9 protein-coding genes are annotated in these 12900 nt (G+C 31.3%); 2 read left to right on the top strand and 7 right to left on the bottom strand.

All coding sequences use genetic code 11. The features are described 5' to 3' along the window. Positions 1 to 13: 13 nt before the first annotated feature. Positions 14 to 1342 (bottom strand): WD40 repeat domain-containing protein, encoded by a 1329-nt coding sequence (locus LWW95_06055; GenBank protein MDL1956597.1) that lies wholly within the window; start codon positions 1340 to 1342, stop codon positions 14 to 16. Positions 1343 to 1420: 78 nt separating this feature from the next. Between LWW95_06055 and LWW95_06050 the strand changes: the two genes are divergently transcribed. Continuing rightward, positions 1421 to 3619, top strand: a complete 2199-nt coding sequence (locus tag LWW95_06050; GenBank protein MDL1956596.1) for a fused MFS/spermidine synthase — start codon at positions 1421 to 1423, stop codon at positions 3617 to 3619. Here the strand turns inward: LWW95_06050 and amrS are convergent. Further along, positions 3584 to 4729 carry an AmmeMemoRadiSam system radical SAM enzyme gene (gene amrS / locus LWW95_06045; GenBank protein ID MDL1956595.1) on the bottom strand — a complete coding sequence of 382 codons (1146 nt, stop codon included), beginning with the start codon at positions 4727 to 4729 and terminating at the stop codon, positions 3584 to 3586. The two genes, LWW95_06050 and amrS, sit on opposite strands and share 36 nt — an antisense overlap. Before the next feature lie 100 nt (positions 4730 to 4829). Between amrS and LWW95_06040 the strand changes: the two genes are divergently transcribed. Next, positions 4830 to 5669, top strand: a complete 840-nt coding sequence (locus tag LWW95_06040) for a chordopoxvirus fusion protein (GenBank protein ID MDL1956594.1) — start codon at positions 4830 to 4832, stop codon at positions 5667 to 5669. Here the strand turns inward: LWW95_06040 and waaF are convergent. The 5 genes from waaF to lon are packed head-to-tail and all read right to left on the bottom strand — an operon-like array spanning position 5641 to position 12719. Next, on the bottom strand, positions 5641 to 6657 hold the full coding sequence (gene waaF / locus LWW95_06035; protein ID MDL1956593.1) for a lipopolysaccharide heptosyltransferase II: 1017 nt from the start codon (positions 6655 to 6657) through the stop codon (positions 5641 to 5643). The genes LWW95_06040 and waaF overlap by 29 nt on opposite strands. After that, on the bottom strand, positions 6630 to 7697 hold the full coding sequence (gene lpxK, locus LWW95_06030) for a tetraacyldisaccharide 4'-kinase (protein MDL1956592.1): 1068 nt from the start codon (positions 7695 to 7697) through the stop codon (positions 6630 to 6632). The genes waaF and lpxK overlap by 28 nt, the downstream gene beginning before the upstream one ends. Continuing rightward, positions 7688 to 8938 carry a 3-deoxy-D-manno-octulosonic acid transferase gene (locus tag LWW95_06025; GenBank protein ID MDL1956591.1) on the bottom strand — a complete coding sequence of 417 codons (1251 nt, stop codon included), beginning with the start codon at positions 8936 to 8938 and terminating at the stop codon, positions 7688 to 7690. The genes lpxK and LWW95_06025 overlap by 10 nt, the downstream gene beginning before the upstream one ends. Positions 8939 to 8946: 8 nt before the next feature. Beyond that, on the bottom strand, positions 8947 to 10719 hold the full coding sequence (uvrC, locus tag LWW95_06020; GenBank protein ID MDL1956590.1) for an excinuclease ABC subunit UvrC: 1773 nt from the start codon (positions 10717 to 10719) through the stop codon (positions 8947 to 8949). A 2-nt stretch (positions 10720 to 10721) separates the two neighbouring features. Further along, complete coding sequence (gene lon / locus LWW95_06015; protein MDL1956589.1) at positions 10722 to 12719, bottom strand: endopeptidase La; 1998 nt, start codon at positions 12717 to 12719, stop codon at positions 10722 to 10724. Positions 12720 to 12900 lie beyond the last annotated feature (181 nt).

Here is a 12900-nt window from a genome sequence, read left to right as displayed (position 1 = left end):
TGTCAATAAAATTTTAACCTAATATACGACTTACTGGAACAATACGTCGATAATACTTTCCACCCTCAATACATCTTACCAATATTTTCTCGCCATCAGGACTAAATACAGGCGGCCAAAGGGCATCAAATTCTTTCCCCCACACCTTTCCTTCAATTACAATTGTATATTTACCATTTTTTTCTACTTTTGCAGCTAATTTTTCACCATCAGGGCTAAAAACAGGATCCCAAACCATATCAAACCATTCTGGCCAGATATGGTCATTTACTGCAATATTATAAACTGGATAAGGCTTTAAATCATAAGCAGGTTCATCTATTTTGACTATGGCTGCTATTCTTTCACCATCAGGACTAAAAACTGGTTTTAAAACAGCTGAATCTACTGCAATATTCCAGGGTTTACCATCTACAGCTACTGTCCATTTTCCATTTTTAAGGGCAACTACTGCAGCAATAGAAATTTCATCAGGACTAAAAACAGGATAAAAGATTTGTCTAAATCCTTTTGGCCAAATGATCTCTCCATCCATAGCCAAAAACCACTTTTCCTTTTTTACTGGTGCTACTACTTTTGTACTATTAGGTTTAAAAACAGGTGCCCAAACCCAACTATAAGTCTCTGGCCATGTTTTTTCATTTATAGCAATGGTATATCTTTCAGGGTCAAATCTTACTTCTGCAGCTATAAGATTGGCATCAAAACTAAAATCAATACCCCAAACATTCATAAACCTTTTAGACCAAGGCTTCCCGTCCACAGCCACTGTCCAAAGACCTTCTGCAAATTTAAAAATATCTCCTTCAGGCATAGCTTCTACTTGTACCGTAGCTGCCACTTTTCGTCCATCCGGACTAAAAATAAATTCTCTCATATCAAAAAAACCATTTTCCCAACTTTGACCATCTATACATACTTTGTAAAGACCTCCTTGTCTCACTTTAACCCCTATTTTTTTACCATTAGGACTAAATTTTAAATCCCAAACATATTCAAATTTATCTTCCCATGTCTGACCATCTACAGCCACTGTCCACTCACCCATTTCAGAAACTATAACCACAAGACGACCATCAGGAGCAAATTTTAATGACCAAGCTTTGTCAAATTCACTTTCCCATGTTTCACCATTAACACAAACAGTATAGGTTTCATTTTCTGTCTTTACTACTGCCGCAATTTTTTCACCATCTTCACTTACTACAAATTCATGTACTTGAGGAAATTTCATTATCCATTCATTCACATTTGTGACAAGTTTTTCCCTGGTTTCCCAATCCCAGGTTTTTACATCAGACATATTGATTCCCTCCCTTTCTTTTTTCAGCTTATCTAACATTAGTTTTAAAAATTAGTCAAGCGTTTTTTATTAATGAATCATCTTGTCTCTTTTTCAAGCCTAGGGTATTGTCTGAATATGCCTTTAGGTAGTGCATTTATCCTTTTAGGTCTGGCTGCCACTTTAGGACAAATTCTGTTTTTAAGGGAATTAATGGTTCTTTTATCTGGTAATGAAATTACTGCTGGTATTGCCTTAGCTAGTTGGCTATTGTGGACAGGATTAGGAAGTTTTATAGCTAGATGGATAAAAAAAGAAAAAATTTTTTTCTTTTTCTTCTTTTCAATTATTTCTTTAACTTTACCAGGCTGTCTTATTCTTTGTCGTTTAATTAAACCTATTTTAGGATTAGGTGAAATAAACTCTGTGCTTGAATCATTAATAGTCTCTTTTCTCATTCTTTTACCTTATGCTTTTTTTATTGGAGCCCTTTTTACTTTAGGATGTGAAGTTTTAAGAAAATTCTCTCAAAATCAAGTTATTACTCAGGTTTATTTAAAAGAAGCTATTGGAGCAGGAATAGGAGGTATCCTCTTTTATTTCTTTTTATGTCCTAAAATACCTATTCTTAAAATTGCTCTTTATCTTTCTTTATTAATTGCTACTTATAGTTGGTTTTATGGCCAAAGATTTTCTAAAATATTAAAAGTTTTAAATTTTCTTATTCTTTGTTTAATTTTTATCAGTTTAATCAATTGGCAGTGGCTTGAAAAAAAGAGTCGACAGTGGCAATGGCAACCTTATAAAGTAATTGTATCTAAAGATACAATATATGGGCATTTGACATTTTTAAAAACACAGAATCAAATTATTGTTTATGAAAGTGGTCTTTATGCCTTTACTTATCCTGACCCAGCTACAACTGAATATGCTGTTCATCTCGCTTTATTGGAACATCCCAAACCCAAATCTGTGCTTTTAATTGGAGGAGGAGTCTCAGGTTGTTTGAATGAAATTTTAAAACATCCATCAATAAAAAATATTATTTATGTAGAACTTGATCCATATTTAATTAAATTAAGTAAAAGATATTTGCCTAATGAGATTAAAAATGCTTTAAAAGACAAGCGTGTAAATGTATTTCATCAAGATGGGCGATTATTTATAAAAAATATTACAAAAAAATTTGACGTTATTATTCTTCACTTAGGTGATCCAGTAACTGCACAACTCAATCGTTTTTATACTCAAGATTTCTTTAAAGAAGTAAAAAATATTTTAGATAAAAATGGAATCTTCTGTCTCAGTGTCTCTTCTGCCCCAGATATGATTGGATTGGTATTAGCAGACTTTTTAAGAAGTATATATTTTACACTTAAAACAGTTTTTAAAGAAGTATTAGCTTTGCCAGGTGAAAAGGCTTATTTTTTAGCTAGCCCTTCAAAAAATACTTTAACACCTAATATGGAAGTACTTTTTGAACGTATAAAAGAACGAAAGCTTAATCTCAAATACGTTCAAGAATATTATCTCAAATTTGACCTCTCCCCTTTAAAACTCGCCTTTTTTAAATCTATTTTAGAAGAAACAAAGATTTTTGATTTAAATACAGATTTAAAACCAAGATGTTATTTTTACGGAATGGTGTTATGGAGTACTACTCATTTTCCGGCTATAAGAAAAACAGTCTTAAAATTAAGACATCTATCTTTAACTTATTGTTTGTTCTTCATAATTGCTCTAGGTATATTAATTTTTATATTTTCTAAAAGATATTTAAACCTACCTTTATTTAATGCTGTTTTTATAACAGGATTTACTGAAATGAGCTTAGAAATTATAGTTTTTATTAGCTTTCAAGTATTTTATGGTTATGTTTATCATGAACTTGCTATCCTCATTACTGCCTTTATGTTAGGACTTACTTTTGGAAGTTTTATTATTCGCTCTTATCCTCCCAGTAAACCAAAAAAATTTCTCTTATACCTACAAGCAGGCTTATGCATAATTTGTTTTATAGAATTAGGTATTGTTTATTTTCTTAATAATATGAAAGTTTTACAATATCCTATTTTAATCCATTTACTTTTTCCGAGTCTTTTACTTTTGGCTGGCATTTTAGGTGGTATGCAGTTTCTCACTGCAGCTGAAACATATCGTCAGGCAGGTGAAGAAATCAAAAAAGTGGCTTCTATTTTTTATGGTATTGACCTTTTTGGTTCTGCTTTAGGAGCATTGGGAACAAGTCTTATAATTATACCTATTTTAGGTATACCTAATAGTCTTATTATACTCATATCTTTAAACTTGCTTGCCCTGTTTTTGCTTCTTTTTTGACCAAATACCTGGTATAGGAAATCCACAATAGCCACATTTACCATCTTTAAGATAAATAGCTTCAATTCTATATCCTATACGCCTAATAAGCACTTCATCACACCTAGGACAATAAGTATTTTCTGCAGGATGACCAGGCACATTTCCTATATAAACATATTTTAAACCAGCCTTTAAAGCTATGCTTCTTGCTTTTTCTAAAGTATCTATTGGTGTAGGAGGAAGATTATTTAATTTATATCTAGGGTAAAAACGAGTAAAATGTAAAGGAACATCATTTCCTAATTCTGTTTTAATCCATTCTACCATTTCTTTTATCATTTTAAAATCATCATTTTTTGTGGGCACTATTAAGTTAACAATCTCAGTATGTACACCTTCTTTTCTTAAAATTTTTAATGTCCTAAGTACTGGAGCTAATTTACCTTCTGTTAGTTCTTCATAAAATTTTTCACTAAAACCTTTAAGATCAATACAAGCAGCATCTAAATATTTACATAATGCCCTTAATGGTTCTGGATTAATAAAGCCATTAGAATGGCAAGTATTAAGAATATCCTCTTCTTTTAAAAGGCGCCCAATATCATACATGTATTCATAAAAAATCATTGGTTCAACATAGGTAGAAGCAATAGAAGAACACTTATAGATTTTTGCTAAAGCAACTACTTCTTCAGGAGGTAAATCATAATTGAATGTCTCTTCTGGTCTAGCCTGAGAAATTTCCCAATTCTGACAGAATTTGCAATCAAAGTTACAACCTGCTGTAGCAATAGAAAAAGCACTAGTTCCAGGAAGTACATGAAAGAATGGTTTTTTCTCAATTGGATCAATATGGACAGCACAGGGATTTCCATAAACCAGACTATAATAAATACCTCCCCTATTCTCTCTTACTTCGCAATAACCTCTTTTCCCATCAGCAACAACACAAAACCTGGGGCATAAAGTGCACATTATGGATTTATTGTCTAGCTTTTTAAAATACGGCGAAACTTTAGTCTTAATAAGTCCTTTTCTAAAATAAATAGTTTTTGCCCAAGAATCAGAAAAAAAAGATGCAAGGAAGCAAAAAGTGCATTTTAAAAAATCTCTTCTAGAATAAAGCATTTTTTCTATAATGCAAGGAGAAAAAAGAGATGTCAAGAGCACTAATTTTTTGCAAATAGATTAAAATTTTGATAAAAATAAAGTTAAAAAGGGGAATTAAATGTTTAAACAAAATGAACTTAAGGAAAGATTAAGAAAGGGATTTTCAGAAAAACAGGCTACACTTTTAGCAGAAGTACTTTATGATATTACAGATGAACTTGTAAAGGCAAAAGATTTTAATGAACTTAAGGAAATTGTAAAAGATTTAGCAAAAGCACAAAAAGAACTTGCAGAGGCACAGAAAAGAACCGAAAAACGTGTTGAAGAATTAGCTGAGGCACAAAAGAGGACAGAAGAACGTGTTGAAGAATTGGCTGAAGCACAGAAAAGAACTGAAGAACGTGTTGAGGAATTAGCTGAGGCGCAAAAAAGAACAGAAGAACGTATTGAAGAATTGGCTGAAGCACAAAAAAGAACTGAAAAACGTGTTGAAGAGCTTGCTGAAGCGCAAAAAAGAACTGAAGAAGAACTTCAAAAACTTATAGTTGAACATAAAGAAACAAGAAAACAACTTGGTGGACTTTCTATAACAGTTGGTTACAGACTTGAAGACGATGCCTTTAAAGCACTTCCGAAACTTCTTAAACAGGACTTTGGTCTTGAGATTATAGGGAAACTTAAAAGAACTTATGTAACTGATAAAGATGGTAAACCCATTGAAGTAAACATAATAGGTGAAGCTGTAAAGGATGGTGAAAGATTTACTATTATTGGTGAAGGAAAAGCACAGCTTTCAAAAAATGATATTAATAAATTCATAAAGAAAAAACTCAAAAAACTTGAAGGTGTGTTTGAAAGGATATTTCCATTAATAGTAACTTACATGATAAGTGAGCCAAATGTTGATGAGTATGCTAGAAAGAAAGGAATTAAGGTGTATTATAGCTATGAGTTTTAATTTTTTGATAAATATTAAATACCTCATCTACGCTAATCTGTTTCATGCAAATGTGATCCTTAGGGCATTGGCGATAAGTACAAGGACTACAAGGAACAGGATGGTGAATAATGTATGTAGTGTTACCATAAGGACTAGTGCGTGCAGGAGAGGTTGGACCAAAAATGGCAATTTGGGGACATCTTAAAGCAGCAGTTAAATGCATAAGACCTGAATCGTTACTTATCACTATACTAGCTTCTTTTATAATGCTTATAATACCAGCAAGTGTTGTTTTTCCAGTAATATCATAAATGCCTTTTTGATTTCTTAAATAACTTAAAATAAGTGAAGTAACATTTTTGTCCTTTTTGCTTCCTACTAAAATAATTTCTCTGCCTGTTTTTTTAATCTTTTCTGCCAATTTTGCAAAATAAATTGGTGGCCAACATTTAGCTAAACCATAAGCTGCACCTGGTGCAAAAATAACATATTCCTTTCCCCATCCATATTTTTTCCTTAATAATTCTTTTTCTTTTTCCCCTTCAGGTAGTGGTTTTAAATTAGGAGTAAATGGTTTTGGATTATATCCTAAACATTTAATTAGATGGAGAAAATAATCAATTTGATGAATGCCTTTTGGAGCAGGATATGATTTTGTTAAAAATAGCCTCCTTCCATCTGTGTCATAACCAATTCTTTTTGGAATGCCTGCTAAAAAAGATATAAGAGCAGAAGAAAATGAATTTGGCAAAAGAATACATATAGAAAATAATTTTTTTAATTTAGAACGCTGTTTTAAAATAAAAAATTTATTTTTAGGTAAAATAATGATTTCATCAACACCTTGGTATGCTTTAAATAAATCCTTTAAATTAGAATAACACCATATCCCAATCCAGGCATCTGGATAAATAACTCGCAAATTTTCTAAAAAAGGTAAACACATAACAGCATCACCGAGCCAATTTGGAGAACGTACTAAAATGCCAATTTTTTTATTATCCATTTTTTAAATGCTTCTTCTTGATAAAGTTTAATCTCTAATTGAAGATAATATAATGGATAATCAAAATTAAATGATTTTAATTTTACTGCATCCTTTTCTGTTGTTACCAATGCTTCTGCACCAAAAATTTTTGCCATTTTGATAAGATTTTTTATATCTTTTTCTGTATAAAAATAATGATCTGGATATGAAAAAAATTTTATTATTTTTATATTTAACTCTTTACAAGTTTCATAAAAATTTTTTGGATTTGCTAAACCACAAAATATTAAGCAAGGTTTATTATAAAGCATAAAAGGACTAAAAGATTCTCCTTTAAGATTGAAAATTTTATTTATATATGAAAAAGCATCAAAAATAGCCAAATGAGAAAAATTCTTTTTTAAAAAATTTCTAAACTTCTTTATTTCCCTCTCATGCCTTACCTTTGTGATAATTACTGCATGAGCTCTTTTTAATGCAGATATAGGTTCACGCAAAATACCTCTTGGTAATAAATAGCCATTTCCAAAAGGATTTTTTGCATTTAATAAAACAATATCAATGTCTCTTTTTAAGGCATAGTGTTGAAAAGCATCATCTAAAATGACAATTTTAGGAGAAAAATATTTATAAGCCAATTTGATTGCCTTATATCGATTTTTCCCTTTCAAAACAGGAATTCCTTTTAAATTGCTTGCCAAAAGATAACTTTCATCACCAGCTTGTTTTGCTGTTAGATAAATCTTATTTCCATCAGAAACTATAAATGATTTTGATTGACTTTTATAACCCCGTGTAACTACTATTACTTTTTCCCCCATGGATTTAAAAAATTTAGCTAAAAAAATAACAAATGGGGTTTTGCCACTTCCACCTACAGATAAATTTCCTATACTTATTATTTTAGAAGGTAATTTTTTTTGAGATAATAATCCTGATTTATAAAGAAATTGATGTAATCTTAAACCACCAAAATAAAAAGTGCTTAAACCATAGGCAAAAAGTTTTAAAGTATAAGGGCCTTCTTGAAACAGATAAAAAAGGCGATTTAAATCCATTTTTCTATTAATTTTAAATAATGTTCTATCACTCCTTGATGTGCAGTTACTAATTTTCTACCCTGCTCTCCTATTATCTCAGCAGCAGATTTATCTTCTAATAGAAAACGACAAACCTGAAATAACATTTTTTCATCCTTTACTTCAATAGCTGCTTTGTTTTCTACTAACATTTTGGCAATCTCACTGAAATTAAACATATATGGCCCAAAGATAACTGGTCTTGCCCAAACTGCTACTTCTAATGGATTATGCCCACCTATAGGAACAAAGCTACCTCCAACAAAGGCAAAATGAGAAATACCATATGCTTTAGCTAATTCTCCTAAAGTATCAAGCACAATTACTTCATAATCCCCTTTTTTATCTTCTGTACGTCGTTTAGTACGAAATCCCATTTTTAAAGAAAGTGCTGTTACTTCATCAAACCTTTCTGGATGGCGTGGGGCAATAATTAAACAGAGATTAGGAAAAAGGGACAAAAGAGCTCGATGAACTTTTAAAATAATTTCATCTTCACCCCGATGAGTACTTCCTGCTATCCAGATAGTTTGTTTTAAGGAAATGTTTAATTCTTTTCTTATCAGTGTTTTTTGACCCAAATCAGGTAAAGGCAAATCAAATTTAAGACTACCTATTACTTTAATTTTTTCTTTTTTAAAACCTAATCCCAAAAAGCGCCTTTTATCCTCCTCTCTCTGTGCCCCTATAAATTCAAGATGATTTATAACATGAGAAACCCAACTTTTTATTAAACAATATCTCTTATAAGAACGTTCAGATATCCTTGCACTGATAAGTATAGTTGGAATATGATTTTTATGCATTATATTTAAAAAATTAGGCCATATATCTGTCTCTGTGAATATAATAAGCCTTGGATTAATTCGTTTTAAATAATGATTTATAACATTAGGAAAATCTAATGGAAAATAGTTTATAGCATCAGCTATATCTTTTAATTGTTTTTTAGCCATCTCATGACCAGTAAGTGTGCTAGCAGTAAAAAAAATAGAAATTTCTGAATATCTTTTTTTAAATGCTTTTACCAAAGGTACTACTGAAAGCACTTCACCAACAGAAAGGGCATGAAACCAAACAGGTTGATTAGAAAAAAATGGATAGTTAAGATGGTGTCCAAGACGATTTTTTATATAATGTTTTATTTTTGGATGAATTATTCCTAGTGGCAAACTAAAACTTACCCCAAGCCACAATCCTAATGTATAAATTGAAAACATTGTTTTATTTAAGTTAATGCCTCTTTTAAAGACTTTGCTACAGAATAAGGTAATCCTATTTTACAGAGAGTTTCAAGAGAGGCATTTTTTATCTCTTCTAAAGAATTAAAATGTTGCCATAACAAAGCCCTTCTCTTTGGACCAAGACCAGGAATATTCTCAAGTGCAGAGTCCAATAACTCCTTTCTATGAAGTTTTTTATAATAGCTAATTGCGAACCGATGAGCCTCATCTCGAATATGCTTTAAAAATCTTAAAGCAGGTGAATATGATTTAAGCATTAAAGGATTTTTCCTTTCTGGTAGATAAATTTTATCTTCTTCTCCTTCTCTTCCTTTAGCAATGGCTGCCACAGATATATTAAGACCATTTTTTTTAAGTACTTCAATAGCTATTTTTAATTGCCCTTTACCTCCATCTATTAATAATAAATCTGGTAATGTCTCATTCTTTGAAAATCTTCTGCTTAACACCTCTTCCATCATAGCATAATCATTGGGAAAGCCTTCTTGTTTTAATTTAAAACGACGATATTCATCCTTTGCTGGTTCTCCATCTATAAAAACAACCATAGAGGCAACAGCAAATTGCCCTTGAATATTTGAGATATCAAAACATTCAATCCTTTTAGGTATTTGAGGCAAATTTAAAATAGATTTTAAAGTAAAAAGGACACTTTTTTCCATCAATTTTGTATTAAGGTGATGCTTAAGGTTTTCTATTGCCATTGTCAAAAGTCTTTTATGCTCTTCTGTTTGAGGAGTAGTGATATTTACTTTTCCATTAGCTTTTTCACTTAACCATTCCTCCCAAACCTTTTTTTCTTCTGGCAAAAAAGGAATAATAATTTCAGAAGGAATAAAATCCTGGCGATAATAATACTGTTCTAAAAATCTTTTAAAAGCCTCTTTAGGAGATGCCATAGAAAGGGAAAGAGTATAGTTTCTCTCCCCAAGCAAATATCCATTTCTTACTTGCAATACAATCACTTCTATCTTTTTCTCTTTTTCTGGCCAAGACAAATATCCCATTATATCTTGATTAACAAAGTCAGAAGAAACCATTGCCTGTTTTTCTAATGTACGTTTGATGGCAAATATTCTATCTCGATAAAAAGCTGCTCTTTCAAATTCAAGATTAGCAGAGGCTTTTTTCATCTCATTTTCCAAAGTTTCTAAGAGCCCATCTGCTTGCCCTTCTAAAAATAAACAGGCTTGAAAAGCAAGCTTTTTATATTCTTCTTCTGTCACATAACCTACACATGGTGCAACACAACGACCAATTTGATAATTTAAACAAGGTCTTTTTCTATGCATTAAAACAAAATCACTACATCTTCTTAAAGGAAATAATTGGCTCATTGATTTTAATGTCTCCCTCACTGCCTTAGCAGAAGCAAATGGGCCAAAATATTTTGCCCCATCCTTTTGCATACGCCTTACAATAACAAACCTTGGCCATTTTTCATTTAAATCAATTCTTAAATATGGGTAATTTTTATCATCTCGTAACACTACATTATAACGAGGCTTATGAGTCTTAATGAGATTACATTCAAGAATCAATGCTTCCTTTTCTGAAGGTGTAATAATATAATCAATCTGAACTGCCTGGCTTAACATGGATTTCACTTTAGCAGAAGTCTGACGAGAAAAATAGCTTTTTACTCGTTTTTGTAAATCTTTTGCCTTGCCAACATAAATAATATGCCCTCTCTTATCTTTTATAAGATAAACACCTGGTTGATGTGGCAATTGTTCAACAGATTTTTCTAACTCCATATTTATCTTAAAACTAAATCTACAATATCTTCAATTTTGTCTATTAAAATGATATTTAAATCTTTTCGTATACTTTCTGGAAGATCTTCAACATCAACCTTATTTTTACTAGGTAAGATTACAATTTTTACTCCAGCTCGCCTAGCAGCTAATATTTTTTCTCTAATTCCTGCTACTGGCAAAACTCTGCCACTTAAAGTCAACTCACCACTCATTCCTACATCTCTTCTTGCTGGTCTTCCTGTTAAAAGAGAAATTAGGGCTAAAGCAATAGTTATACCAGCAGAAGGGCCATCCTTTGGTATAGCCCCTGCAGGAACATGAATATGAATATCATGATAATCAAAAAAATCTGGTGGAATCCCAAATAATTCTGCATTGCTACGAACATAGCTCAAAGCTGCCTGTGCAGATTCACGCATTACATTTCCTAATGAACCTGTCAAAATAAGTTCTCTTTTCCCTTTCATCTTCGTAGCTTCAACAAAGATAATATCTCCTCCTACTTCCGTCCATACAAGACCAGTAGTCACTCCTATACGATCTTTTGCTTGTGCCACTTCATGGTAAAACTTTCTTGGACCAAGATATTTCTCTACAAGTTGAGAATCTATATTAAAGTCCTTTTTAGAGATATTATTGTTTTTAACAATTTTTCTAGCAATTTTTCTACAAATAGAAGCAATCTCTCTTTCTAGACTTCTTACACCTGCTTCATATGTGTATTCACGAATAATTTTATATACTGCATCAGTTGTAAACCTTGGAGGATTTTTAGACAGTCCATTTTCTTTAATTTGTCTAGGAATAATAAATTGAAAGGCAATTTTTTCTTTTTCTTCATCTGTATATCCTGAAAAAGGTAAAATCTCCATTCTATCTAAAAGTGGATCTGGAATGGGATCTGTAATATTAGCAGTAGTAATAAACATGACTTTTGATAAATCAAATGGTACATCCAAATAATAATCAGTAAAGCTAGCATTTTGTTCAGGATCAAGGACTTCTAGCAAAGCAGAAGCTGGATCACCCTTAAAATCTTGACCTATTTTATCTACTTCATCTAACATAAATACAGGATTAATAGTCCCAGCCCGACGTATTTCACGAATTATTCTACCTGGAAGAGCAGCTACATATGTACGTGGATGTCCTCTTATTTCCGCCTCATCTTTCATCCCTGCAAGTGAAATACGAATGAATTTTCTCCCTAATGCTTGAGCAATAGACTTACCTAATGAAGTTTTTCCTGTACCTGGTGGGCCTACAAAACATAAAATTGGACCTTTTATCTCTTGTTGTAAAAATTTTCTTTCTAATGCTTCTCTTACAGTATTTCGGACTTCCTCCAATTGGAAAGGTTTAGCAATATAATGATAAGCCCCTTTTTTAATAGCTTCTACTGCCGATGGAATTGTAGCATAAGCGGTAATCATAATAACTTGCATTTCTGGATACTTACACTTAATTTTTTCTAATAATTCCATGCCATCTATGTCTTTCATCCTTAAATCAGTAAGGATCACATCAAACTCAACAGTTTCAAGCAACCTAAGTGCATCTATAGCATTACTTGCTGTAGCTACTTCATAATCTTCTTTTTTTAAAATATGTTGTAAATTATTCCTGGCAGTTTCATCATCATCTACTACTAGTATTTGATATTTCCTTTCTAATCTTAATTTTCTAACAGCTAAATATTCCAAAATTCTTTCTTTAACACTCTTTAAACCATAATGATTTTCATTAAGGATTTTCTCTGCCCAATTTATATCCAAATTATCTTGGGTCTTTTTATACCAGGGAAGAGTAATTAAATACTCAACATAGTTAACACCAACAGTAAATTCTGCTGTACTAGGACTCATCCTAGAAAGTCTTTCTAATTCTTGAATAGCAATCTCTCTAACATTTGGAGGTAATTGAGTTTCATTAATAATTTTTTGTAATTCTTCTATTTCCGGAATTTGTTTTTCTTCAGATTTTTTAAAAAATTTCATAAAAAAATTATATCTTAGTTTGATTCTGATATCAATGGCAATCTAAGTTACACATTGCAATATTTAAGTTTCATTATGTAACATAATTAGCTTTTTTAATTTTCAAAGTCATTAAATTTATTATTACAAAATGCAACACAATAGCCATTTTATTTAAAGGCTTATGTCAAAAAAGTTAATT

Source organism: Candidatus Desulfofervidus auxilii (genome assembly GCA_030262725.1).
Classification (GTDB): Bacteria; Desulfobacterota; Desulfofervidia; order Desulfofervidales; family Desulfofervidaceae; genus JAJSZS01.
Note: the sequence above shows the minus strand (reverse complement) of the source record. Positions and strands in the feature narration are given on the sequence as shown.

What these genes read in the sequence shown, in the direction of transcription:
- waaF (MDL1956593.1), bottom strand. Translation starts at nt 6,657, where the DNA reads ATGGATAATAAAAAAATTGGCATTTTAGTACGTTCTCCAAATTGGCTC.
- LWW95_06050 (MDL1956596.1), top strand. Translation starts at nt 1,421, where the DNA reads ATGCCTTTAGGTAGTGCATTTATCCTTTTAGGTCTGGCTGCCACTTTA.
- LWW95_06055 (MDL1956597.1), bottom strand. Translation starts at nt 1,342, where the DNA reads ATGTTAGATAAGCTGAAAAAAGAAAGGGAGGGAATCAATATGTCTGAT.
- LWW95_06025 (MDL1956591.1), bottom strand. Translation starts at nt 8,938, where the DNA reads ATGTTTTCAATTTATACATTAGGATTGTGGCTTGGGGTAAGTTTTAGT.
- LWW95_06040 (MDL1956594.1), top strand. Translation starts at nt 4,830, where the DNA reads ATGTTTAAACAAAATGAACTTAAGGAAAGATTAAGAAAGGGATTTTCA.
- lpxK (MDL1956592.1), bottom strand. Translation starts at nt 7,697, where the DNA reads ATGGATTTAAATCGCCTTTTTTATCTGTTTCAAGAAGGCCCTTATACT.
- lon (MDL1956589.1), bottom strand. Translation starts at nt 12,719, where the DNA reads ATGAAATTTTTTAAAAAATCTGAAGAAAAACAAATTCCGGAAATAGAA.
- amrS (MDL1956595.1), bottom strand. Translation starts at nt 4,729, where the DNA reads ATGCTTTATTCTAGAAGAGATTTTTTAAAATGCACTTTTTGCTTCCTT.
- uvrC (MDL1956590.1), bottom strand. Translation starts at nt 10,719, where the DNA reads ATGGAGTTAGAAAAATCTGTTGAACAATTGCCACATCAACCAGGTGTT.